Below are 24,374 nucleotides of genomic sequence, written 5' to 3' on the forward strand. Positions count from 1 at the left end.
CGGTCCGCGGCTGGGACCGCATTTCCAACTAGGAGGAAACCATGATCAAGAAGATCGTCGCTGCTGCTGCTGTCACCGGTGGTCTCGTGCTCGCGGGTGCGGGCATGGCTGTTGCCGACGCCGGTGCGCAGGGTGCCGCCGTGCAGTCCCCGGGCGTGGGCTCGGGCAACGTCGTCCAGGTCCCCGTGCACATCCCGGTCAACGTGTGTGGCAACACGGTCTCCGTGATCGGGCTGCTGAACCCCGCCTTCGGCAACAGCTGCGTCAACGAGTGACGTCGTGTCTGTGACCCGTTGAGGGTCTGAACCGGGCCGGCCCCGGAGTGCTTATTTCCGTGCTCCGGGGCCGCTTGACTCACTGACACTGACACTGACACTGACAGCGAAGGCAGGGAAGGCTATGCGACAGGTCGCGAAAAAAGGCCTGATCACCGTGGTCGCGACGGGCGGCGTACTCGCCGCCGGCAGCGGCTTCGCGTTTGCGGACTCGGGTGCCACCGGCGCCACGTCCGACTCGCCGGGCGTGGGCTCCGGCAACACGGTTCAGGTACCGGTGCACGCGCCGGTCAACCTGTGCGGGAACACGGTCAGCGTCGTCGGGGCGCTGAACCCGGCGATGGGCAACCACTGCGAGAACACGTCCGGCACGGCCGGGCGGGGCGGCCACGGCCGGGCCCACGGTTCGTCCGGGCCGTCCGGCACGGCCGGGCGGGGCGGCCACGGCCGGGCCCACGGTTCGTCCGGGTCGACGGCGCACGGCGGTGCCAAGGGCTCGCCGGGCGTCCTCTCCGGCAATACGGCGCAGGTGCCGATCGATGTGCCGGTCAACGCGTGCGGGAACAGTGTCACCGTGATCGGCGGACTCAACCCCGTGACCGGCGACTGCTGCGAGAACTCCGAGGGGCACGGGCCCCACGGACCCGGAAACCCGGGTCAGCCCGGTCAGCCGGGGAATCCGGGTCAGCCGGGAAACCCCGGTACTCCTGGCAACCCGGGTACTCCCGGCAATCCCGGAGCGCCGGGTAATCCGGGAACCCCCGGTAATCCCGGGAACCCGGGCCGGCCGGGGAATCCCGCCATTCCGGGCCTGCCCTCATCGCCGCACGGTCCCGGGACACCGGTCGTGCCGGCCGCTCACCATCCGGGCGCCCAGTCGGACACTCCCGGCAACGGCCGGAGCTCGCTGGCCGCCACTGGTGGGCAGATCGGTGCGGCGCTGCCCACCAGCGCGGCCCTGCTGCTCGGGGGCGCCATGCTCTACCGTCGCAACCGCGCGTCCCGGGTCTGACCTGCCGGAAACGCACGGTTCACCGCACGACCCAACGCATGACCCAACGCATGACCCAATGCAGGCTCAATGCACGACTCAATGGGACCCCGCGGTCGCGGGGTCCCATTTGTGCGTTATATGTAGATATCAGCTCACCAGGTGGCCCTGACCTGGCGGATGATCCGGCGGCGCAGCCGCACCCGGCGGCTCCCGTCGGGGTAGAGGCGCAGCCGGTCCAACTCCCAGTGGCCGTACTCCGCCTGATCGGTCAGCAGTCGCGTCGCGTCCTTCCGGGACACACCCCGGGGGACGTACATCTCTGTGAATTCGTATTCCGGCATCGCATCTATTGTGCGGGCAACGCCCTGGTGCGGATAGCGTCTGCACCATGTCTGATGACGTGCAGCCCACCGTTGCCGAGGTACGTGCCGCCGCTGAGGCGGTCAAAGCCGCGCTGGACCGCCACCTCGAGGCGATCGAGAACCGGACGGGGGAGGACGACCCCGCCGTCTACACCGCGTTCGACGATCTCGCCTCGGCCGCCGAGGCCTACGACGAGCTGCTCTATGACGCCTATGACGAGGTCACGCCGTTCGAAGTCCCGTCCGGCGACACCCTGCCCGAATACGCGGGTCCCGATGAACCCGCCGCGATCAGTGTGCTGATCCGGCGCGACTACAGCATCGTGGAACCGCAGCGGCTTCTCGTGCAGGCCCAGCGGGTCGCCGATGCGGACTCCGGAACGGACACCGGCGTCAACGCCGCGGTCGGCATTCTCTTCGGCGAGTACGAGCCGGACGAGATCGCCCAGCGGCACAAGGAATTCGGGCTCGAAGAGGGCGACTCCACCCTGTGGGTGTCGGCCGCGGAGCCCACCGAGCCGGGGGACTGGCTGTCCACTCCGTTCGACCAGGCCGATCCCCAGCAGATCATCTGCCGGTTCGACGTCAGCGCGGTCTTCGACGACGAACTGAGCGCGCTCGACCCGGACAACTGACCTCCGACCGGATCGATGGGTCAGTCGGGTCAGTCGGGGAGGACGGGCCGGGCAGGACGGACGAGGCGGCGGGGGCGGACGGCAAGCCGTCCGCCCCGGCCGGACTCACTCCGCGACCGCCTGTTCGCGCAGCACCGAACGCAGCCGGGTCGTACGGTCCTTCGCCGGGATCGCGGCCACCGCATGGGCCAGGCCCTGGTCGGCGCCCTGCACCACCGACAGATGGCGCTCCCCGCGGCCGAAGGCCGTGTAGACCCACGCGCGGGTCAGCGCCTGCACCGCGTCGCCCGGCAGGACGACGACCACGGCGGGCCACCGCAGCCCGGCGGACTGCTGGGTGGTCATCGCCCACCCGTGCCGCAGGGCCGCCACCTGATCGCGCGGGACGAGGACCCTGGTACCCGCGCAGTCCAGATACAGCCCCTCGGGATCGGCCGACACCACCGTGCCCGGCAGCGTCAGGCCCGGCTCCGGTGCGTAGACGACCCGGTCACCGGGGTCGAAGCCGCCGAATCGGCCCGGTCCGGGGTTGAGCCGTTCCTTGAGCGCCGCGTTGAGCACCTGGGTGCCGACTGCGCCGCCGTGGCCCGGTGTGATCACCTGCGTCTCCCCTGCGGGCACTCCGATGACGCGCGGCACCGAATCGGCGACCAACTGCACCGTGCGGTGCACCGCCTCGCGCGGGTCGCGCACCGGGACGATGACGACCTCCTTGCCGGGGGCCTCCACCGCCGTCAGCTCCCCGATGCCGATCCCCGACACCAGCTCGCCGATCGGCCCGGGATCCGGGGTGCGCGACGCCACTTGCGGGCAGGTCTTCGCCGCCAGCAGATCCGCGAAGGCCCGGCCGGGCCCGACCGACCACAGCACCCCGGGATCGCCGCTGAGGACCAGCCGCGCCCCGTCGGGAACGGCCTCGACGAGCGTCGCCGCGAGTTCTACGTCGAGCTGCGGTGCGTCGAGTACGGCCAGCACGTCCAGGGCGAGGCTTCCGTCCGCCTCCCGGCCCGGCCCTTCCTGCCCGGACAGCAGCCCGGCCACGGTGACGGCGACATCCGTGTCGTCCGCGCCGAGGCGCGCGGCGAGCCGCCGCCTGCCTTCCTCGGTGTACGCGGCCGCGTACGCCCGCAGCCCCAGCGTCCGCGCCGCCGCGACCAGCGCGGCCGGTTCCGCGCGGGCCGCCTCGCCACCGGTGTGCGTGACCAGACCGCAGGCAGCCGCCGCGCGGACCAGCGCCGCGGCGGACGGGGACGGCGAGGCGGTCGCGGCCGCCTCCCAGTCGAGGTCATCCCCTTCGAACGTCTTGAGCAGCCGGTCCAGACCGTCCGCGAGGCTCTCCTCGGCGAGCGCGTACCGGTCGAGACCGAGGAGCAGCCGGACCGGCGGGGCCTCGTCCCCCTCATCCGCCGGGGCGGACTTCGCCCCGGGAACGTCCTCCGCGTCCTGGAACACCAGCACCCGGCCCTCGGCGATGGCCGCGGTCAGCCCCTCCTCGGCGCCGGACACGGACTGCTTCTCCAACGCCGTACGCAGCACGGACGATTCGAGAGCCGTGTGTCCCTGCTCGGCGGCCCGCTCCAACAACCACACCACCAGCGCCCGCACCCGGCGCTCGTCGTCCGGCCCGCACTCGCCGCCGAGCAGCGCCCGCGCGAAACCGTCCGCGTGCTCGACCCGCACTCCGGCCAGCGCCAGCACCTGCCACGGGTCCTCGCGCAGCGTCTGCGCCGCGCGCTCCCCGAGCGCCGCCACCGCCGGCTCGGCCAGTTCCGCCGGTGCCCCGCCCTCCGTCAGCACGGCCCGCGCCGCCTCCACGGCGGCCGGATCGTACGCCACCGGCACCCGCGCCGGCCGGATCGCTCCCCGTACGCCCTGAGCCTCGTCGCTCTGCCCAGCGGGCGCCTGCCCCCGCACCGCCCCGGAACCCGTCGGCCCGCCGGGCCGGCCTTCGCCCGTGCCTGCGGCCGCCTCGGCGCCGCCGTCGGGCCGGCTGTCCGCCGGCCTCTCGGCAGCGGAGTCTCGCACGGCATCCTCGGCCCGTTCCGGCGCACTCGTCGTGGCGGTGCCGCTGTCGGAGGAACCGGCGCCCTGCGACGTGGCGCCGCGCGCCGCGCCCTGCGCGTCAGCCCTGGCGGGTGTCACCGCCGGGCCGGGTGTGGCCGGGCCTTCGGCGGGGTCGCTGTCGGTGCCCGTCGGAGCCGGGTCGGGTGCGGCCGTGTCCTCGGTGCTGTCGCCGTCGTCGCCCGGGAGGGATTCCGCTGCGGTCTCGACACCGGTCTCCGCGTCCGACGCGTCCGCGACCTCCGCCGTCGGCGGTTGAACGCCGGCCGCGGCAGCGGCCTCGGCTGCTTGGAGTTTCGCGGCTTCCGCGGCCATCGCCTCACGGCGTTTGCGGCGGGCGGCCGCCGCGTCGCCCTTGGGAGCGGGGGCGGCGGGGTTGTCGCCGCGTTCGATGGAGCGCATGGCGGCGGCCAGCCCTGCGAGGTCGACCGGGGGCTTCGTCCGGGCGCGGGCGGGCGCGGCCGGGGCGGGGACGAGGGGGGCGTCGGCGTCGGCGTCCTCTATGACCCGCTCCGTCTCGGCGAGGCGGGCCGGGGCCGTGGGCGGTTGCCCGTCGGTGCCGGGCGTCGCGACGTCCTGGTCGGTGCGGTCCTCAGACACGTGGGCCTCCGTGGTGCGGCGTGGTGCGGCGGGTCCCCGGCCGGGCTCGCTCAGAGCGTGCTCCAGTCGTGGTCCGGGTAGCGGTGCAACGGCGCTGACACATCGTCCAGCGCCTGGCAGATCTCATCCGGAAGACTAAGGGCCTCCACTGACAATGCTTGCGCGAGCTGCTGCGCGTTGCGCGCGCCGACGATGGGCGCGGCCACTCCCGGCCGGTCCCTGACCCAGGCCAGCGCGACGTCCATGGGCCGGACCGCGAGCCCGTCTGCCGCCGTGGTGACGGCGTCGACGATGAGCCGTGCCGTCTCGTCGAGGTAGGGGTCGACGAAGGCGGCCATCTCCTCCGAGCCGCCGCGTGACTCGACCGGGGTGCCGGTGCGGTACTTGCCGGTGAGCACGCCGCGCCCGAGGGGCGAGGACGGCAGCAGCCCGACGCCGAGGTCGAGCGCGGCGGGCAGCACTTCGCGCTCGACGCCGCGCTGCAGCAGTGAGTACTCCATCTGGGTACTCGCCAGCGGGGTGCGGCCGGGGACGGCGCGCTGCCAGGTCGCGGCCTTGGCGAGCTGCCAGCCGCAGTAGTTGGAGACCCCGACGTACCGGGCGCGGCCCGAGGTGACGGCGATGTCGAGGGCCTGCAGGGTCTCGTCGAGCGGGGTGTACGGGTCGAAGGCGTGCACCTGCCACAGATCGACGTAGTCGGTGCCGAGCCGCTGCAGGGAGGCGTCCAGGGCCGAGAGCAGATGGCCGCGGGAACAGTCGAACCGCCGGTCGGGATCGGGCACGCTGCCCGCCTTGGTGGCGATCACCAGGTCCGCGCGGGGGACGAGGTCCTCGATGAGCCGCCCGAGCATGTACTCCGCGCCGCCGTCCGCGTAGACGTCGGCGGTGTCCACCAGGGTGCCGCCCGCTTCCCAGAAGGTCTTCAGCTGGTCGGCGGCGTCCCGTTCGCCGGTGTACCGCCCCCAGGTGAGCGTGCCGAGCCCGAGGCGGGACACGCGCAACCCGGTGCGGCCGAGGTGCCTCTGTTCCATGACCGCTGAGATTACTGGGGAAGTGGCTGATTGGGCAGCAGTGACGAACCCGACAAGCGCCGGAAGGACGGCATGGCGCTAAAGTCCGGAGTGACAGAGACGTTACTCATCAGTAAGGGGAGCGGTATGCGGCTCGGAATCAACCTCGGCTACTGGGGCGCCGGGATGGACGCGGACAACCTGGCCGTCGCCCGTGAGGCGGACCGGCTCGGCTACGCGGTCTGCTGGGCCGCGGAGGCGTACGGTTCCGATGCCGCGACCGTGCTCTCCTGGGTGGCCGCGCAGACCGAGCGCATCGACATCGGCTCGGCGATCTTCCAGATCCCGGCCCGTACCCCCGCGATGACCGCGATGACCGCCGCGACCCTCGACTCGCTGTCCGGCGGCCGCTTCCGGCTGGGCCTCGGCGTCTCGGGACCGCAGGTCTCCGAGGGCTGGTACGGCATCCGGTTCGACAAGCCGCTGGCCCGTACCCGGGAGTACGTGGAGATCGTCCGCAAGGCGATGTCGCGCGAGCGGCTGTCCCACGAGGGCGAGCACTGGACGCTGCCGCTCCCGGGCGGCCCCGGCAAGCCGCTCAAGCTCACCGTGCACCCGGTGCGCGAGCACATCCCGCTGTACATCGCCGCGATGGGCCCCAAGAACCTCGAGCAGACCGGCGAGATCGCCGACGGCGCGCTGCTGCTCTTCAGCGCCGCCGAGAACCTCGAGGACACCTCGCTCGCCCCGCTGCGCGCGGGCCGTGCCAAGGTCGGCAAGACCCTCGAGGGCTTTGACGTTGTCCCGACGCTGCCGATGGCGCTCGGCGACGACGTGGACGCGCTCGCGGACATCTTCCGTCCCTACACCGCCCTGTACGTCGGCGGCATGGGCAGCCGCAAGCAGAACTTCTACAACCAGCTCGCGCAGCGCATGGGTTACGAGAAGGAAGCCGCCGAGATCCAGGACAAGTACCTGGCGGGCGACAAGGACGGCGCCGCCGCGGCCGTGCCGCGCGACCTGATCGACAAGACCAGCCTGCTCGGCCCGGTCGAGCGGATCTCCGACCGCATGCAGGCCTACGCGGCCGCCGGTGTCACCACCCTGACCGTCACCCCGGCAGGCTGGACGCTCGACGAGCGGATCGCCGCGCTGCGCGCGGGAGTCGAGGCCATGGAGCGCGCGGGCCTCGCGTAACCGACGGGACCGGTCCCCGGCCCAGGCCCCACTCGGGTCTAGCTGGGGACCAGCCGTCCCAGCAGCCGTCCGAACGCGACGAGCCGGGCTATCTGCCCCGCGCCGCCGTCGTCGAGCGACTTGCTGAACCGGAACGCCTCGGGCCGGAAGCGGGCGGCGGCGACCGGCGAGTCCGGATCGGTCTGCACCGCGCTCAACTCGTGCGGCATCGAGGTCGCGAGCACCAGGTACACCCCGCGGTCGACGCGCAGGCCCTGCTCGTCCCGGCCGACCAGGGTCCGCATCCCGACATGCCCGATGGAGTTCAGCGGGAGCACCTGCACCGACGAGTCCAGCACGGTGCCGCCGGGCGCGCTGTCGTCGGCCAACTCCTCGCTGTGCCACAGGATCAGCCGCCGGCCGTCGCACACCGCCGCCTCCTGCCAGACCGACGTGCCCGCCTCCGTCAGGTCCACCACCCGTTCCAGGGTGAAACCGAGCACCTTGCGGCGTCCCAGTACGCCCCCGATCGCGTCCAGTGCGACATCCGCGTGCAGGAAGTAGGCGTCCGAGGCCTCCTCGAGGCGCTCGTACGGCGACCAGTCCGACCCCGCCGGACCCGACCGGCGCGTGGTCGGGCGGCTCCTCGTCGCCTTGCTGAACATGTCCACCTGCTTTGCGATTCACGGCCTCGTTGGCCCCTCAGCCCCCGTTGCACCTTACCCAGGAGGTAAGACAGTGCGGGATGAGGCGGCTCGACCGGATCGCTGGGTTTCCGCGGCCGTGGTGGGGGCTCGGGGGTCTTCCCCGCCACGGCCGTCATCAAACACAACGCCCCAGCGGGTCAGGGGTTACGGGGATTGCGCCTCACAGCCACCCGCGCCGTTTGAAGAACCAGTACAGGAACCCGTCGACGCCGGACATGACCGCCACCACGGCCGGATAGCTCCAGCTCTGGTGCAGTTCGGGTATGTTGTCGAATCTCATTCCGTAGATGCCGGCGATCATCGTCGGCGCAGCGGCCATCGCCGCCCACGCCGAGATCTTGCGCATGTCGTCGTTCTGCCGCACACCCACCTGCGTCAGATGCGAGTCCAGGATGTCGGAAAGCAGCCGGTCCAGGCTCTCGCCCTGCTCGTGCGCCCGGATCAGGTGGTCGGCGACGTCGCGGAAGAACGGCTTGCCGGAGTCGGCGACGAACGGCAGCCCGCCGCGCGCGAGCCGGGACATCGGCTCCATGAGCGGGCCGGTGGCGTGGCGGAACTCCAGCACCTGGCGCTTGAAGTTGTAGATCGCGCTCGCGGGGTTCCCCGGGCCACCGCCGGCCGGGGCGAACACCCGCTCCTCCAACTCCTCCAGGTCCACCTGGAGTTCGGCGGCGACCTCCGCGTAGTGGTCCACGACTGTGTCGCTGATCACATAGAGCACCGCGGGCGGCCCGTGCTTCAACAGCTCCGGGTCCTCCTCCAGCCTGCGCCTGACCTCCGCCAGCGCGCTGCCCTCGCCGTGCCTGACCGTCACCACGAAGGCGTCGCCGACGAACACCATCAGCTCGCCCGAGGTCACCGTGTCCGCGTCGTCGTCATAGTCCAGCGGCTTGAGGACCACGAACAGCGAACCTTCGTAAACCTCCAGCTTGGGCCGCTGGTGAGCCTTCAGGGCGTCCTCGACGGCCAGCGCGTGCAGGCCGAATTCCGAGGTGACGAGATCGAACTCCTCCGCCGTCGGCTCGTAGAGACCGATCCAGATGAAGGCGTCGCCCGACGCCCGCGCCCGGTCCAGTGCGTCCGAGAGGTCGTCGGGCCCCTCGGTGCGGTGCCCGTCCTTGTAGATGGCGCAGTCAACGATCACGGGCCTATTCTGCCGCGATCCGGCGAAGTCATACCACCGACGTAGGCTGGCGGCATGCCCACCGTGATCCTTGTCCGCCACGGGCGGTCCACCGCCAACGCCGACGGAGTGCTGGCCGGCTGGAGCCCGGGCATCGCCCTGGACGACAGCGGCCGTGCCCAGGCCACCGTGCTCGCCGCCCGGCTGGCCGTGCTGCCGCTGGCCGCCGTCGTCACCAGCCCGCTCCAGCGCTGCCAGGAGACCATCCAGCCCATGCTGGACACCCGCCCCGAGCTGCGCGTCCACACCGACGACCGGATCGGCGAATGCCACTACGGCGACTGGACCGGCCGCAAGCTCGTCGAGCTCGCCGATGAACCGCTGTGGGCCACCGTCCAGCGCCACCCGTCCGCGGCCGTCTTCCCCGGCCCCGACGGGGAGTCGCTGCGGGGCATGCAGGCCCGCGCCGTCGGCGCCGTACGGGACTGGAACGCCAGGATCGAGGAGACCCACGGCCCGGACGCGGTGTACGCCGTGTGCTCGCACGGGGACATCATCAAGGCGATCGCCGCGGACGCCCTCGGCATGCACCTCGACCTCTTCCAGCGGATCGCCGTCGACCCCTGTTCTGTCACCGCGATCCGCTACACCGCGTACCGGCCGTTCCTGCTGCGGCTCGGTGACACCGGGGACCTCACCGGGCTCGCGCCCGCCGAGTCCGCGGGGGAAGCCGGCGCGGCCGGAGACGCGGTGGTCGGTGGCGGCACGGGCACACCGTGATCAGCTTCCGCAGTAGGGTGGTGGACCGGCAGCGGTCACCGGAAGCGAACGAGTGACCGGCGGCCGCCGAACAGCCGGACAGACCCACAGCTGGGCACACCGACAGCTGAGCACACCCATAGTCGAGCAACCGCACAGTCGAGCAAACGGAGCAGGACGTGCCCCGTCAGGTCTTCTTCTACGAACAGCCGGACCGGTTCGTCGCCGGCACGGTCGGTGAGCCGGGCCAGCGCATCTTCTTCCTGCAGGCGACCGGCGCCGGCCGCACCACCAGCGTCGCCCTCGAGAAGACACAGGTCGCGGCGCTGGCCGAACGGATCGACGAGCTGCTGGACGAGGTCGTCCGGCGCACCGGCGGCAGCACCGTCGTGCCCGCTGTCGCGCCGAGCGAACTGGCCGACACCGCGCCGCTCGACAGCCCCGTCGAGGAGGAGTTCCGGGTCGGCACCATGGCGCTGGCCTGGGACAGCACCCAGGAGCGCATGGTCCTGGAGGCCCAGGCACTGGTCGAGGTCGAGCCCGACGCCGACGCCGCCGCCCTCGAAGCGGCCGAGGAGCTGCGGGAGGACGATGAGAACGGCCCTCCGCTGCTGCGGGTCCACCTCACCGGCGCACAGGCCCGGTCCTTCGCGAAGCGGGCTCTGGGCGTGGTCTCCGCCGGCCGCCCGCCGTGCCCGCTGTGCAGCCTGCCCCTGGACCCGGAAGGACATGTATGCCCGCGCCAGAACGGGTACCGGCGAGGAGCCTGACCGGCGCGACCGGCACTGACGGCGGGGCCGACAGGACCGGCGATACCGGCGCGGCCGACGGGCAGGATGCCGCGCAGGTCGTCCAGGACGCCGTGGAGCTCCTCACGCGCGGTGAGCTGACGGTGCGCGGGCAGCTCCGCGACGCCTCCAACGCCGTCCTGTACTGCGAGGTCGAGTACGACGGCCGGAAGGCCGAGTGCGTGTACAAGCCGGTCGCCGGCGAGCGCCCGCTGTGGGATTTCCCCGACGGCACCCTCGCCGAGCGCGAGGTGGCCGCGTACCTGGTCTCCGAGGCCACCGGCTGGGGGCTCGTCCCGCCCACCGTGCTGCGCGACGGCCCGTACGGCGAGGGCATGGTCCAGCTGTGGATCGAGGCGGCCGACGAGGGTGTGGAACTGCTGGCCCTGGTCGAGGAGGCCGAGCCGGGACCAGGCTGGAAGCCGGTCGTGCGCGCCGAGGTGGGCGAAGGCCGCACCGCGCTCCTGGTGCACGCCGACGATCCGCGGCTGAGCCGTCTCGCCGTCCTCGACGCCGTGATCAACAACGCCGACCGCAAGGGCGGCCACCTGTTGCCGGCACCGGACGGCCGGCTCTACGGAATCGACCACGGGATCGCGTTCCATACCGACGACAAGCTGCGCACCCTCCTGTGGGGCTGGGCGGACGAGCCGCTGCCGGACGAGGCCGTCGCGGCGCTCCGGCGCCTCGCCGCCGCCCTGGAGGGCGAGCTGGGCCGCCGGCTGGGCGAACTGCTCACCAGCGCCGAGGTGGCGGCGGTGAGCACCCGGGTGGCGGAGCTGCTGCGGACCGGCCGCTACCCGCGGCCGAGCGGGCAGTGGCCCGCGATTCCCTGGCCGCCCGTCTAGGGCCCCGCCCGCTCCGTCATGCTGCCCGCCCCGACCGGGGTTGGACCACACCGCGCGGCGGGCGAAAGTCAAGACCGTCCGGTTCGTTTCCGGAACCCACGTCCGGTTACGCTCATGACATGTATGCCTGGCCCGCTTCCGACGTCCCTGCCCTCTCCGGCAGTGGCCGCGACCTCCGCCTCCACGACACCGCGACCGGTGGCCCGGTAACCCTGGACCCCGGTCCGGCCGCCCGCATCTACGTCTGCGGGATCACCCCCTACGACGCCACCCACATGGGGCACGCGGCTACGTACAACGCGTTCGACCTCGTGCAGCGCGTGTGGCTCGATACGAAGCGCCAGGTGCAGTACGTCCAAAACGTCACCGACGTCGATGATCCGCTCCTGGCGCGGGCCATCGCCAACGGCGACGACTGGACCGCGCTCGCCGAGCGGGAGACCGCCCTCTTCCGCGAGGACATGACGGCCCTGCGGATGCTCCCCCCGGACCACTACATCGGCGCTGTCGAAGCCATACCCGGGATCGTCCCGCTGGTGGAACGGCTCCGGGAGATGGGCGCGGCCTACGAACTGGGCGGCGACACCTACTTCTCGGTCGACTCCGACCCGCACTTCGGACAGGTCTCGCACCTGGACGCGACCGCGATGCGGATCCTGTCCGCCGAGCGCGGCGGCGATCCGGACCGCCCCGGCAAGAAGAACCCGCTGGACCCGATGCTGTGGATGGCCGCGCGTGAGGGCGAGCCGAGCTGGGACGGCGCCACCCTCGGCCGGGGCCGCCCCGGCTGGCACATCGAGTGTGTCGCCATCGCGCTCGACCACCTCGGCATGGGCTTCGACGTACAGGGCGGCGGCTCCGACCTCGCCTTCCCGCACCACGATATGGGCGCCTCGCACGCCCAAGTGCTCACCGGCGAGTTCCCGATGGCCAAGGCGTACGTGCACGCCGGCATGGTTGCCCTGAACGGCGAGAAGATGTCGAAGTCCAAGGGCAACCTGGTCTTCGTCTCCCAGCTGCGCCGTGACGGGGTCGACCCGGCCGCGATCCGGCTCTCCCTCCTCGCGCACCACTACCGGGCGAACTGGGAGTGGACCGACGGCGTGCTGGCCGAGGCCGTCGACCGCCTCGCCCGCTGGCGCGCGGCGGTCTCCCGCCCCGACGGGCCGTCGGCCGAGGCGCTCGTCGAGGAGATCCGCGAGGCACTCGCGAACGACCTGGACGCGCCGGCCGCGCTCGCCGCGGTGGACCGCTGGGCCGTCTCGCAGGCCGCCACGGGCGGTACCGACGAAGGAGCGCCCGGCGTCGTCTCCCGCGCGGTGGACGCGCTGCTGGGCGTCGCGCTGTAACGACGGCGCGCGGAGGTCCTTGGGGCCGGGGTCGCGTCATCGGCGCGGCCCCGGCCGATGCGCGTCCGGCCGCCCCCATGCGTGTGACCGGTGTGACGGAAGTCCATCAATCCGTCACTACCAGTCCATGGTCATGAACGTGCCATCGGGACTAGACACACGGCCATGCGAACACCAACACGTATCAGAGCAGCGCTCATCGCCGCCCTGTTGGGGCTGGCGGCGGCCGTGGCCGGACCGGTCGGCAGCGCGCAGGCCGGCCAGGCCGGACGAGCTGCCGCGCCGGCCGCCGGCGTGGCGCAGACCGTGGGAAACCTCACGGGATTCGCCGCGGACGGGCCCGTCTACCACCTGACCGCGGGCCGAGCAGAGGTCCGGGTCAGCTTCGTGTCCACCGACATGTTCCGCGTCGAGCTGGCCCCGGACGGGAAGTTCACCGATCCCACGGGCACCGACATCGTCCTGCCGCAGGGCGCGGCGCCCGCCACCGGCTGGCGCGACGCGGGCGACCGCTATGAACTGCGGACGTCCAAGGTGACCCTGCGCGCGTACAAGTCCCCGCTGCGCTTCGCCCTGTACCGCGCCGACGGCACCAAGGTCTGGGCCGAGTCCAAGGGCCTGACCTGGGACGGCGCGAAGACCACCCAGACCCTGGAGCGCGGCGCCGCCGAGCAGTTCTACGGCGCCGGCATGCAGAACGGGCGCGGCAATACCTCGCACCGCGGCAAGACCGTCGAGGTCGGCGCCGACGACAACTGGAACGACGGCGGGCACCCCAACTCCGTCCCGTTCTACCTGTCCTCGGCCGGCTACGGGGTCTTCCGCAATACGTACGCGCCGGGTACGTACGCCTTCACCGACCCGGTGGCGACGACCGAGCAGGAGAACCGCTTCGACGCGTACTACTTCGCGGGACCGTCGGCCAAGGACGTCATCGGCCAGTACACCAAGCTGACCGGCCGTCCCTTCCTGCCACCCGTCTACGGGCTCGAAGTCGGCGACTCCGACTGCTATCTGCACAACGCCAACCGGGGCGAGCGCCACACCCTGGACTCCCTCAAGGTGGCCGACGACTACGTCAAGAACGACATGCCGAACGGCTGGATGCTCGTCAACGACGGCTACGGCTGCGGCTACGAGAACCTCCCGCAGACCTCCGCCGGCCTCCAGGACCGCAAGATGAAGACGGGTCTGTGGACCCAGGACGGCATCGCGGACCTCGCCGCCCAGGTCAAGGCCGGCCAGCGGATCGCCAAGCTCGATGTGGCCTGGGTCGGCGCCGGATACAAGTTCGCCCTCGACGGCTGCAAGGACGCCTACAAGGGCATCGAGGACAACAGCGACGCCCGCGGCTTCACCTGGGCCCCGGAGAGCTGGTCGGGCGCGCAGCGCTGCGGCGTGCAGTGGTCGGGCGACCAGTCCGGCAGCTGGGAGTACATCCGCTGGCAGATCCCGACGTACGCGGGCGCCACGATGTCCGGCCTCGCCTACACCTCCGGTGACGTGGACGGGATCTTCGGCGGCAGCCCCAAGACCTACACCCGCGACCTGGAGTGGAAGTCCTTCCTGCCGGCCGTGATGACGATGGACGGCTGGGCGGCGAGCGACAAGCAGCCCTACCAGTACGGGGAGCCGTACACCTCGATCAACCGGCAGTACCTCAAGCTCAAGGAGTCACTGCTGCCCTACGCGTACTCCTACGCCGCCGAGGCGAACCGCACCGGTGTCGGCCAGGTCAGGCCGCTCGCGCTGGAGTACCCGGACGACCCGAAGGCGGCCTCCGACGCCGCGAAGTACGAATTCCTGTCCGGCGAGGACTTCCTGGTGGCGCCGGTCTACCAGGACAGCGCGGTCCGCGACGGCATCTATCTGCCCAAGGGCGCCTGGACCGACTACTGGACCGGCCGCATCTACCAGGGGCCGACCACGGTCAACGGCTACAGCGCGCCACTGGGCACGCTGCCGCTGTTCGTCAAGGCCGGTGCCGCCGTGCCGATGTGGCCCGGCATCAGGTCGTACCAGGACCGTACGCCGTCCTCGCCGCTGGTCTGGGACGTGTACCCGCAGGGCACCTCGTCCTTCACGCTGTACGAGGACGACGGCGTCACCCGGCGGCACCGCGCCGGGCAGTACGCGCAGCAGAAGGTCACCGTCCGTGCCCCGGCCTCCGGGGCGGGAGAGGTGACGGTCGATGTCGGCACCAGTGCCGGAACCTTCCAGGGCAAGCAGACCGCGCGCCCCTACCGGTTCACCGTGCACACCGGCGATTCCCCGTCCGGTCTGCTGCTGGACGGGACGGCGCTGCCCAAGTACACCTCCAAGGCCGCCTTCGACGTCGCCACGCGCGGCTGGTGGTACGACGCCGCCGACCGCGGCGGCGTGGTCCAGGTCAAGACCGCCTCGCTGAGCACCGCGAAGGCGTTCCGGCTGCGGCTGCTGGGGGCCAGTGCGATCGGCGGCAAGGTGCCGGGCGCCGCTGCCGTCGTGGCCTCGCCCTCCGGCCAGGAGGTCGGCGCGGGCGTACCGGGGACGGTGCCCGTGGATGTGACGGCGGGCAGCCGTGACGCGACCGGCGTCCACGTGACGCTTTCGGCGCCGGCCGGCTGGACCGTGTCCGCGCCCGCTCCGGTCGACCGGATTCCGGCCGGGACGACCCGGCGGGTCCAGGTCGGCCTCACGCCGCCGCAGGGCGCCCCGCCGCGGGAGACCGTTCTCACGGCCACCGCCGCGTACCGGTCGGCCGGTCGGGACCGGGCGGTGGCACAGCCGTTCGCGGTTTCCGCGATGCCGCAGCCGCCGACGGCCGACACCTGGGCGAGCGACATGGTGTGGCTGAACGCCGTGAACGGCTGGGGTCCGCCGGAACGCGACCGCAGCAACGGGGAGTCGGGCGCCGCGGACGGCCATCCGCTCACCCTGGCCGGGACGGTCTACGCCAAGGGGATCGGCGCCCATGCCGACTCCGACATCGAGGTCTACACCGGCGGGCGCTGCACCCGTTTCACCGCGGACGCCGGGATCGACGACGAGATCAACGGCTACGGGGAGGTGGCCTTCTCCCTCGAGGCCGACGGCAAGGTGCTGTGGACCTCGCCCGCGGTGACGGGCGCTTCGGCGACCGTGCCGGTGGACGTACCGCTCGCCGGGGCGCGCCACGTCCATCTGCGGATCACCGACACCAACGGCTCCAAGAGCGGTGACCACGGGGACTGGGCCGCGGCGAAGTTCACCTGCGCCTGACGCCGTTGGCGGAAATGGCCGGGCCCGGTCCCCGACCCCTCACTCGTCGTCGGAGTCGTCCGCCTCGGGCTCGTCCTTGGCGCCGCCCCGCGAGGGGTGCGGGCCCGAGGAGGTGTCCCTGAGATAGGGATGGGCCTCGCCCGTGTCGGGGTCGCGCCGCCGCAGATAGCGCTCGAACTCCTTGGCGATGGCCTCGCCCGACGCCTCCGGCAGTTCGACGGTGTCGCGGGCCTCCTCCAGCGTCTGGACGTACTCGGCGACCTCGCTGTCCTCGGCCGCGAGCTGGTCCACCCCGACCTGCCAGGCGCGCGCGTCCTCCGGCAGTTCGCCGAGCGGGATCCGCACGTCGAGCAGGTCCTCCAGGCGGTTGAGGAGGGCGAGCGTCGCCTTGGGGTTCGGCGGCTGCGACACATAGTGCGGGACGGCGGCCCACAGGCTGACCGCCGGGATGCCCGCGTGGGTGCACGCCTCCTGGAGGATGCCGACGATTCCGGTCGGGCCCTCATAGCGGGATTCCTCCAGGTTGAGGGCGACGGCCAGGTCCGCGTCGGAGGTCACGCCGGTGACCGGTACCGGACGGGTGTGCGGGGTGTCGCCCAGCAGCGCGCCCAGGACGACGACCATCTCCACGCCGAGTTCATGGGCGAAGCCCAGGATCTCGTTGCAGAACGAGCGCCAGCGCATGCTCGGCTCTATGCCGCGGACCAGGACGAGGTCACGGGGCCGGGGGTTCTGGACGCGGACCACCGACAGCCGGGTGGTCGGCCAGGTGATCTTGCGGACCCCGGCGTCCAGCCAGACGGTCGGCCGGTTGACCTGGAAGTCGTAGTAGTCCTCGGCGTCCAGTGCCGCGAAGACTTCCCCCTTGAATTCCCGGTCCATGTGGCCGACCGCGGTGGAGGCTGCGTCGCCGGCGTCGTTCCAGCCCTCGAACGCGGCCACCATGACCGGGTCGATCAGCTCGGGTACTCCCTCGAGCTCGATCACCCAGCGCCTCCTTCCGGCCGGAGGGGGTGGTGCCGTCCCCTGCCGGCTGCTGTTCGTGTAAGTGCGGGACCAGCCTACGGCTTACGGAGGCCCTCTCCGCAGCCCTCGTACCAGGATGATCCCCACGGTCATCGGACGTACGCGTCCGGTCACCATCGACTCACCGTCCCCTCACCATCCGCCCCATCCGAACCGGTAGGCGGTCCAGTCGCCGGGGGTCGCGGCGAAGTCCACATAGAGGGCCACACCGAAGCTCTGCCGGTCCCTGTCGTGCCTGGCCAGACCCAGTCGGGCACCGCGTACGGCGGCCGTGACGGTCTCGGCGGAAGGGAGATGACCCGCGGTGCTGGTGTGGTATCCGGGCAATCCGATGATCAGATCGGTGGTGGCCGGGGTGGCCACCAGGGCGAGCGCGGTCTGCGGCGTATTCGAGCCGCAGGGCGATGGCCACCGCCACTGTCGGCACAAGAACCACAAGAGCGGTCACCAGTGCCCCACGACGCAGCCATCTCAGGAGTCTCTCCCGAGACATCCGATCTGTCTTCCACAAAGTTCCGCCAACCCCTGGACTTCCCGAGGTTTTCGACGCTATACATCGGATGTTCGAAAAAAGATCCGATGTCTCACGACGGGGGTGTGCATGAGTCCGACGATTACCGAGGTCGACGTCCACGACATACGCTTCCCGACCTCGGAGCAGCTCGACGGCTCGGACGCCATGAACCCCGACCCCGACTACTCCGCCGCCTACGTGGTGCTCCGCACCGATGACCCCGACGGCCTGGAAGGGCATGGCTTCTGCTTCACGATCGGCCGCGGCAACGATGTCACCGCCGCCGCGATCCGCTCACTGCGACCTTATGTACTGGGCCGGAGCGTGGACAGTATCACCGGCGATCTTGGTGGGTTCCACCGAGAGCTGACCCATGACTCGCAGCTGCGCTGGCTCGGCCCGGAGAAGGGCGTCATGCATATGGCCGCCGGCGCCGTCATCAACGCGGCCTGGGACCTGGCCGCCAAGCGGGCCGGCCGGCCCGTCTGGGAGTTCCTCGCCTCGATGAGCCCGGAACAGCTCGTCGACATGGTCGACTTCCGCTATCTGACGGACGCGCTGACCCGCGAGGAGGCGCTGGACATCCTCCGCGCCGCCGAACCCGGCCGGGCCGGGCGCGCCGCGTTGCTGCGCGAGCGGGGCTACCCCGCGTACACCACCTCGCCCGGCTGGCTCGGCTACTCCGACGAGAAGCTCGCCCGGCTGTCGAAGGAGGCCGTCGCCGACGGCTTCCACCAGATCAAGCTCAAGGTCGGCGCCGATCTCGACGACGACCTGCGGCGGATGCGCATCGCCCGCGAGGCCGTCGGCCCCGGCATCCGCATCGCCGTCGACGCCAACCAGCGCTGGGACGTGTCCGCCGCGCTGGAGTGGATGAAGGCCCTGTCCGTCTACGACCCGTACTGGATCGAGGAACCCACCAGCCCCGACGACATCCTCGCGCACGCCGCGGTCCGCGCCGGCCAGCCCGTCAAGGTCGCCACCGGCGAACACGTCGCCAACCGTGTCGTGTTCAAGCAGCTGCTCCAGGCCGGGGCCGTGGACTTCGTCCAGATCGACGCGGCCCGCGTCGCCGGGGTCAACGAGAACATCGCGATCCTGCTGCTCGCCGCCAAGTTCGGGGTGCCGGTCTGCCCGCACGCGGGCGGTGTCGGCCTGTGCGAACTGGTGCAGCATCTGGCGATGTTCGACTACGTTGCCGTCTCCGGAAGCTGGGACGACCGGGTCATCGAATATGTGGACCATCTCCATGAACACTTCGAGGACCCCGTCGTCATCGACCACGGCCGCTACCGCGCCCCCGCCGCCCCGGGCTTCTCCGCCCGGATGAAAGCCCGGTCCATCGCCGACCACCGCTATCCGGACGGCCCGGTCTGGCAGGCCCGACAGGAGGGAAACCCGTGACCGACACCCCGCACCGTGACCTGCAGGGACTCACCGCCCTCGTCACCGGCGGCGCCTCCGGCATCGGCGCCGCCACCGCCGCGCTGCTCACCGCGCGCGGCGCGCGCGTCGCCGTCCTGGACCGCGACCCGGCGGGGGCGCCGCCCGGCACCGTGGCGGTCACCGCGGACGTCAGCTCCGACTCCGCTGTACGTGCCGCCGTCGCCGAGGCCGTCGAACGGCTCGGCGGCCTCCACATCCTCGTCAACAACGCGGGGATCGGCGCGATCGGCACCGTGGAGGACAACGAGGACGAGGAATGGCACCGTGTGCTGGACATCAATGTCCTGGGCATGATGCGTACCGCGCGGGCCGCGCTGCCCCATCTGCGGGCCGCGGCGGCCGGCCGGCCCGGCTGCGTGTCCATCACCAACACCTGCTCCATCGCGGCCACCGCGGGACTCCAGCAGCGCGCCCTGTACAGCGCCAGCAAGGGCGCGGTGCTCTCGCTGACGCTGGCTATGGCCGCCGACCACGTCCGCGAGGGCGTACGCGTCAACTGCGTGAATCCCGGCACCGCCGACACCCCCTGGGTCGGCAGGCTCCTCGACCAGGCCGAGGACCCGGCCGCCGAGCGGGCCGCACTGAACGCCCGGCAACCGCTGGGACGCCTCGTCTCCGCCGACGAGGTGGCGGCGGCCATCGTCTATCTGGCGAGCCCCGCCGCCGCGAGCGTCACCGGGACGGCGCTGGCCGTCGACGGAGGCATGCACGGACTGCGCATTCGCCCCACCCCCTGAGCAACCCGAGCCGCTACACACCATGAAGGGCAGGACTCGACGATGAGACTGCGGCAGCGTTCTCTCACTGGCACCGCCGTCGCGGCGTGCGCCGTACTCCTCGCGGTCACCGCCGTCGCCGGCTGCAATCGCGGCAGCGACGACAAAGCGGGTACCTCGGGCAAGGTCGGTATCGACCTGCCGCGCGCGGACAGCGACTTCTGGAATTCCTATCAGCAGTACATCGAGAAGGGCGTCAAGGACGGGGTCGTCTCCGCCCTGCCGCGGAGCAATTCGCAGAACGACATCACCAAGCTCGTCGCCAACGCGCAGACCTTCACCGACCAGGGCGCCAAGGCCGTGGTGATGGCCCCGCAGGACACCGGCGCCATCGCCTCCACCCTGGAACGGCTGGCGAGCAAGAAGATCCCCGTCATCAGCGTCGACACCCGCCCCGACAAGGGAGACGTCTACATGGTGGTCCGCGCCGACAACAAGGCGTACGGGCAGAAGGCGTGCGAATACCTCGGCCAGCAGCTCGCGGGCAAGGGCAAGGCCGTCGAATTCCAGGGCGCGCTCGACTCCATCAACGGCCGGGACCGCTCCGAGGCGTTCGCCGCCTGTATGAAGGAGAAGTTCCCGAACATCAAGGTCATCGAGCTGGCCACCGACTGGAAGGGCGACGTAGCCTCCTCCAAGCTTCAGGCCACCCTCGCCTCCGACCCGGACATCAACGGCATCTACATGCAGGCCGGCGGTGTCTTCCTGCAGCCCACCCTCGCGCTGCTGGAGCAGAAGCACCTGCTCAAGCCGGCCGGCACGGCGGGCCACATCACGATCATCTCCAACGACGGGATCCCCGAGGAGCTGAAGGCGATCCGCGAGGGCAAGATCGACGCGACGGTCTCGCAGCCCGCCGACCTGTACGCCAAGTACGCGCTGTTCTACGCGAAGTCGGCCCTGGACGGCAAGATGTTCCAGCCCGGCCCGACCGACCACGACTCCACCATCATCAAGATCCCCAACGGTCTCGAGGACCAGCTGCCCGCCCCGCTCGTCACCAAGAGCAATGTGGACGACGCCAAGCTCTGGGCCAACCAGCTCGGAAAGAGCTGACGATGTCCGAAGCACCAGCCACGGGAGCACCGGACACCGGAGCGCCCGCCGGGGTCCGGGCACCCGCCGTGCATGCGGAGGGCGTCGTCAAGCGCTTCGGCCCGACCGTCGCGCTCGACCGGGTGCGGCTGACCGTCGAGGCCGGCGAGTCCCACGCGCTCGTCGGCCGCAACGGCGCGGGCAAGTCCACCCTGGTCTCCGTACTGACCGGGCTGCACGCCCCGGACGCGGGCTCCGTCGCCTTCCAGGACGAGCCGGCGCCCGCGTTCGGGGACACCGCCGCCTGGCAGTCGAAGGTCGCCTGCGTCTACCAGAAGTCCATGGTCGTCCCGGATCTGACCGTCGCCGAGAACCTCTTCCTGAACCGGTTCGGCGAAGGCCGCATCCGCTGGCCGAAACTCCGCGAGCGGGCCCGCGGCCTGCTCGCGGAGTACGGCGTCGAGGTCGATCCGGCGGCGCGCGCCAAGGATCTGACCGTGGAGCAGCGGCAGTTCGTCGAGATCGCGAGGGCGCTGTCCTTCGGCGCCCGCTTCATCATCCTCGACGAGCCGACCGCCCAGCTCGACGCGGCCGGCATCGAGCGGCTCTTCGCCCGGCTGCGCGAGCTCCAGCGGCAGGGCGTCGCCTTCCTGTTCATCTCCCACCATCTGCAGGAGGTGTACGACCTGTGCACCACCGTCACCGTCTACCGTGACGCCCGGCATGTGCTCACCGCGCCCGTCGCGCACCTGAGCAAGGCCGATCTGGTGCAGGCGATGACCGGGGACGCCGTACGGGCGGTCGCGGCCTGGCGGGCGGGCGACGCGCTGCGGCGGGACGCCGAGCCCGTGCTGCGCGCCGAAGGGCTGGCGCTGGAGGGCGTGTACCGGGCGATCGACTTCACCGTGCGCCCCGGCGAGGTGCTCGGCCTGGCGGGGGCGACCGCCAGCGGCAACACGGCGCTGGGGGAGACCCTGGTGGGGCTGCGCAAACCCACCGCGGGCCGCACCGTCGTCGCGGGCGAGACCGTACGGCCCGGGAGCGTGCCGCACGCGCTCGGCGCCGGCATCGGCTACGTGCCGGAGGACCGGCACCGGCAGGGCCTGGTCCTGGGCCGCAGCGTCGCGGAGAACGCGACCCTCACCGTTACCGACCAGCTCGGCCCGTACGGCACCGTACTGCCGTCCCGCACCCGGGACTTCGCGCAGTCGATGATCGACTCGCTGGACATCAAGACCTCGGGACCCGGCCAGTCGGTCTCGGATCTGTCCGGCGGCAATCAGCAGAAGGTCGTCATCGCCCGGGCGCTGGCCAGGAAACCGCGGGTGCTGGTGGCGATCAGGCCCACCGCGGGCGTCGACGTCAAGTCCAAGGACTCGCTGCTCGGTGTCGTACGGGAGGTGGCGGACAGCGGGAACGCCGCGGTCATCGTCTCCGACGAGCTGGACGACCTGCGGGTCTGCGACCGCGTCCTGGCCCTGTTCCACGGGCAGGTGATCGCCGAGTTCGACAGCGGATGGACCGACCGGGACGTGGTCTCCGCGATGGAAGGACTGCCTGTGAACCCGGGCGGCCGTAAGGGAGACCACGATGAGTGACACCACCCAGCTGACCGCCGATCTGGACAAGGCCGTACCGCGCCGGACGGGGGGCGTGGGCTTCCAGCTGGCCCGCTACCGGGACCTGTCGCTGATCCCGGTACTCCTCGTGCTGTGCGTGATCGGCTTCATCGTCTCGCCGGCCTTCCTCACCTCCGACAACCTCATCGGCGTCGCCCAGCAGTCCACCGAGCTGAGCCTGCTGGTGCTCGCCGAGGCGCTCATCCTCATCAGCGGACGCATGGACCTGTCGCTGGAATCCACCATCGGCGTGGCCCCGGTCATCGCCATGTGGCTCGTCCTGCCCTCGACCGGGCCCGCGACCTTCCACGGCCTGGGGGTCCTGCCGTCCTGGACCGCGATCCCGGTGTGCCTGGCGGTCGGAGTGGTGATCGGCGCCGTCAACGGCTTCCTGATCCTCAAGCTCCGGGTCAACGGATTCATCGCCACGCTCGGGATGCTCACCATGCTGCGCGGCCTCCAGATCGGCGTCGCCGAGGGCAAGTCGATCGTCAATGTGCCGGAGTCCTTCGCCTACCTCGGCAAGGCCTCCTGGTTCGGGGCGCCCGCCGCCATCTGGATCTGCCTGGTGCTCTTCGCGGCCGGCGGCCTCGCGCTCGGGTATCTGCGGCACGGACGCGCGCTGTACGCGATCGGCGGCAACACCGAGGCGGCGCGCGCCGCCGGTATCCGCGTGGACCGCATCACCTGGATCGTGCTCGGACTCGGCGGGCTGCTCGCCGCGTTCGCCGGGATCCTCTACACCGGCCACTACGGCTCGGTGTCGGCCAGCCAGGGCAACGGCTGGATCTTCCAGGTGTTCGCCGCCACCGTCATCGGAGGCGTCAGCCTCAACGGCGGGCGCGGCACGCTCTTCGGCGCGCTGACCGGGGTGCTCACCCTCCAGCTCGTCGTCAACGTCATGACCCTCGGCGGGGTGCCCCCGCTGTGGAACCAGTTCCTCAACGGCGCCATCATCATCGTGGCCCTGATCATCTCCCGCTTCGCCAGCGGCGAGAAGCAGGACTGACAGGACCGAACAGGGTTGAACAGGACTGAGAGGAGGGACCGGCACCGTGCCCGTTCCCGTACTTCCGCGTCTCGGCCTCGGCTGCGCGCCGCTGGGCAATCTGTACCGGGCCATGCCGGAGGAGACCGCGGCCGCCGTCACGGCGGCCGCCCTCGACCTCGGCTGCGGCTACCTCGACACTGCCCCGCACTACGGTCTCGGCCTGTCGGAGGAACGCCTCGGCCGGGCGCTCGCCGGTCGGGAGCGCTCCTCGTACGTCCTGTCCACCAAGGTCGGCCGCCGGCTGCGCCCCCTGGGAGCGGGGGAGCGGACCGACGGCCAGGGCTTCGTCGACACCCCCGCCCGCGCCCGTGAATGGGACTTCACCGCCGACGGGATCCGGGCCACGCTGGAGGGCTCTCTGGAGCGGCTCGGCACGGACACCGCCGACATCGTCTACCTCCACGACGTCGAGAACCACCTGGAGGAGGTCTACGCGACCGGCTTCCCCGCGCTCGCAGCGCTGCGCGACGAGGGGCTGGTGGGGGCCATCGGCTTCGGGATGAACGACAGCGGCGTACTGGCCCGGCTCGTCGCCGACCTCGATGTCGACGTGGTGCTCTGCGCCGGCCGCTGGACCCTGCTGGAGCGCACCGCCTACGACGACCTCCTGCCGGTGTGCGTCGCGCGCTCCACCGCAGTCGTGGTCGGCGGGGTCTACAACTCCGGGCTGCTCGCCGACCCCCGGCCGGGCGCCCCGTACAACTACGCGGCCGCGCCGCCGGAACTGGTGCGCCGCGCCCTCGACATCGCCGCCGTCTGCGCGGAATTCGACGTTCCGCTGAGGGCCGCCGCGCTGCGCTTCCCCTTCGGGCATCCGGCGGTGGTCTCCGCCGTGGTCGGCGCGGCGAGCCCGGACGAGGTCCGGGACAACGCCGCGCTCTTCTCGTACGGGATCCCCGCCGCGCTGTGGCCCGCGCTCGTCGAACGCGGCCTGCTCGACGAGGACATCCCGCTGCCGGGGTAGGGCCTGTCCGGCCGCC

At 71.6% G+C, this 24,374-nt stretch carries 21 protein-coding genes and 1 pseudogene; 15 read left to right on the forward strand and 7 right to left on the reverse strand.

The features are described 5' to 3' along the window. Window positions 1-41 precede the first annotated feature (41 nt). A complete protein-coding gene (chpH, locus tag QMK24_RS24450) occupies window positions 42-275 on the forward strand; it encodes a chaplin ChpH (RefSeq protein ID WP_283468890.1) in 234 nt (77 codons plus the stop codon). A 124-nt stretch (window positions 276-399) separates the two neighbouring features. Next, the gene (locus QMK24_RS24455; protein WP_283468892.1) at window positions 400-1,287 is read left to right on the forward strand and encodes a chaplin; all 888 of its coding nucleotides are present in this window, start codon (window positions 400-402) and stop codon (window positions 1,285-1,287) included. Window positions 1,288-1,421: 134 nt separating this feature from the next. Here QMK24_RS24455 and QMK24_RS24460 read toward each other — a convergent pair whose 3' ends face one another. Further along, window positions 1,422-1,610, reverse strand: coding sequence for a DUF5703 family protein (locus QMK24_RS24460; RefSeq protein ID WP_283468894.1), 189 nt, complete (start codon window positions 1,608-1,610; stop codon window positions 1,422-1,424). Window positions 1,611-1,657: 47 nt separating this feature from the next. Here QMK24_RS24460 and QMK24_RS24465 point away from each other — a divergent pair, with 47 nt between their 5' ends. Beyond that, entirely contained in the window at window positions 1,658-2,266 is a 609-nt protein-coding gene (locus QMK24_RS24465; protein WP_283468896.1) for a hypothetical protein, read from the forward strand. A 105-nt stretch (window positions 2,267-2,371) separates the two neighbouring features. Here QMK24_RS24465 and QMK24_RS24470 read toward each other — a convergent pair whose 3' ends face one another. Both QMK24_RS24470 and QMK24_RS24475 read right to left on the reverse strand, forming a co-directional pair. After that, the gene (locus QMK24_RS24470; RefSeq protein ID WP_502962535.1) at window positions 2,372-4,642 is read right to left on the reverse strand and encodes a helix-hairpin-helix domain-containing protein; all 2,271 of its coding nucleotides are present in this window, start codon (window positions 4,640-4,642) and stop codon (window positions 2,372-2,374) included. 335 nt (window positions 4,643-4,977) lie between these two features. After that, window positions 4,978-5,958: an aldo/keto reductase gene (locus QMK24_RS24475; protein ID WP_283468897.1), complete on the reverse strand. Its 981-nt coding sequence runs from the start codon at window positions 5,956-5,958 to the stop codon at window positions 4,978-4,980. A 126-nt stretch (window positions 5,959-6,084) separates the two neighbouring features. Here QMK24_RS24475 and QMK24_RS24480 point away from each other — a divergent pair, with 126 nt between their 5' ends. Next, window positions 6,085-7,134 carry an LLM class F420-dependent oxidoreductase gene (locus QMK24_RS24480; RefSeq protein WP_283468898.1) on the forward strand — a complete coding sequence of 350 codons (1,050 nt, stop codon included), beginning with the start codon at window positions 6,085-6,087 and terminating at the stop codon, window positions 7,132-7,134. 38 nt (window positions 7,135-7,172) lie between these two features. Here the strand turns inward: QMK24_RS24480 and QMK24_RS24485 are convergent, their stop codons facing one another. Beyond that, window positions 7,173-7,778 (reverse strand): hypothetical protein, encoded by a 606-nt coding sequence (locus QMK24_RS24485; protein ID WP_283468899.1) that lies wholly within the window; start codon window positions 7,776-7,778, stop codon window positions 7,173-7,175. A gap of 202 nt (window positions 7,779-7,980) precedes the next feature. Beyond that, a complete protein-coding gene (locus QMK24_RS24490) occupies window positions 7,981-8,964 on the reverse strand; it encodes a magnesium and cobalt transport protein CorA (protein WP_283468900.1) in 984 nt (327 codons plus the stop codon). A 54-nt stretch (window positions 8,965-9,018) separates the two neighbouring features. On the opposite strand from QMK24_RS24490, the gene QMK24_RS24495 reads away from it, so the two are divergent. The 5 genes from QMK24_RS24495 (at window position 9,019) to QMK24_RS24515 (ending at window position 15,927) form a co-directional block, all read left to right on the forward strand. Continuing rightward, window positions 9,019-9,723, forward strand: coding sequence for a histidine phosphatase family protein (locus QMK24_RS24495; RefSeq protein ID WP_283468901.1), 705 nt, complete (start codon window positions 9,019-9,021; stop codon window positions 9,721-9,723). Between the two features lie 158 nt (window positions 9,724-9,881). Beyond that, window positions 9,882-10,472: a DUF3090 domain-containing protein gene (locus tag QMK24_RS24500; RefSeq protein ID WP_283468902.1), complete on the forward strand. Its 591-nt coding sequence runs from the start codon at window positions 9,882-9,884 to the stop codon at window positions 10,470-10,472. Further along, the gene (locus QMK24_RS24505; RefSeq protein ID WP_283468903.1) at window positions 10,436-11,338 is read left to right on the forward strand and encodes an SCO1664 family protein; all 903 of its coding nucleotides are present in this window, start codon (window positions 10,436-10,438) and stop codon (window positions 11,336-11,338) included. The genes QMK24_RS24500 and QMK24_RS24505 overlap by 37 nt, the downstream gene beginning before the upstream one ends. A gap of 119 nt (window positions 11,339-11,457) precedes the next feature. After that, window positions 11,458-12,687: a cysteine--1-D-myo-inosityl 2-amino-2-deoxy-alpha-D-glucopyranoside ligase gene (gene mshC / locus QMK24_RS24510; RefSeq protein ID WP_283468904.1), complete on the forward strand. Its 1,230-nt coding sequence runs from the start codon at window positions 11,458-11,460 to the stop codon at window positions 12,685-12,687. Between the two features lie 165 nt (window positions 12,688-12,852). Next, entirely contained in the window at window positions 12,853-15,927 is a 3,075-nt protein-coding gene (locus QMK24_RS24515; RefSeq protein WP_283468905.1) for an NPCBM/NEW2 domain-containing protein, read from the forward strand. Window positions 15,928-15,966: 39 nt separating this feature from the next. On the opposite strand, the gene QMK24_RS24520 is transcribed toward QMK24_RS24515, so the two are convergent. Then, the gene (locus QMK24_RS24520; RefSeq protein ID WP_283468906.1) at window positions 15,967-16,914 is read right to left on the reverse strand and encodes a PAC2 family protein; all 948 of its coding nucleotides are present in this window, start codon (window positions 16,912-16,914) and stop codon (window positions 15,967-15,969) included. Window positions 16,915-17,085: 171 nt separating this feature from the next. After that, a pseudogene (locus QMK24_RS24525) lies at window positions 17,086-17,334 on the reverse strand (hypothetical protein); the annotation flags it as partial. A gap of 220 nt (window positions 17,335-17,554) precedes the next feature. Here QMK24_RS24525 and QMK24_RS24530 point away from each other — a divergent pair. The 6 genes from QMK24_RS24530 to QMK24_RS24555 are packed head-to-tail and all read left to right on the forward strand — an operon-like array spanning window position 17,555 to window position 24,358. Next, entirely contained in the window at window positions 17,555-18,871 is a 1,317-nt protein-coding gene (locus QMK24_RS24530; protein ID WP_283468907.1) for an L-fuconate dehydratase, read from the forward strand. Then, the gene (locus QMK24_RS24535) at window positions 18,868-19,650 is read left to right on the forward strand and encodes an SDR family NAD(P)-dependent oxidoreductase (RefSeq protein WP_283468908.1); all 783 of its coding nucleotides are present in this window, start codon (window positions 18,868-18,870) and stop codon (window positions 19,648-19,650) included. Before QMK24_RS24530 ends, QMK24_RS24535 begins: the two co-directional genes overlap by 4 nt. A 42-nt stretch (window positions 19,651-19,692) precedes the next feature. After that, window positions 19,693-20,745, forward strand: coding sequence for a sugar ABC transporter substrate-binding protein (locus tag QMK24_RS24540; protein WP_283468909.1), 1,053 nt, complete (start codon window positions 19,693-19,695; stop codon window positions 20,743-20,745). 2 nt (window positions 20,746-20,747) lie between these two features. Then, window positions 20,748-22,322, forward strand: a complete 1,575-nt coding sequence (locus QMK24_RS24545; RefSeq protein ID WP_283468910.1) for a sugar ABC transporter ATP-binding protein — start codon at window positions 20,748-20,750, stop codon at window positions 22,320-22,322. Then, a complete protein-coding gene (locus QMK24_RS24550) occupies window positions 22,315-23,352 on the forward strand; it encodes an ABC transporter permease (protein WP_283468911.1) in 1,038 nt (345 codons plus the stop codon). Before QMK24_RS24545 ends, QMK24_RS24550 begins: the two co-directional genes overlap by 8 nt. A 46-nt stretch (window positions 23,353-23,398) precedes the next feature. Beyond that, a complete protein-coding gene (locus QMK24_RS24555; protein WP_283468912.1) occupies window positions 23,399-24,358 on the forward strand; it encodes an aldo/keto reductase in 960 nt (319 codons plus the stop codon). Window positions 24,359-24,374: the final 16 nt, after the last annotated feature.

Origin of the sequence: Streptomyces sp. PH10-H1, from assembly GCF_030063355.1 — a bacterium.
Lineage (GTDB): Bacteria > Actinomycetota > Actinomycetes > Streptomycetales > Streptomycetaceae > Actinacidiphila.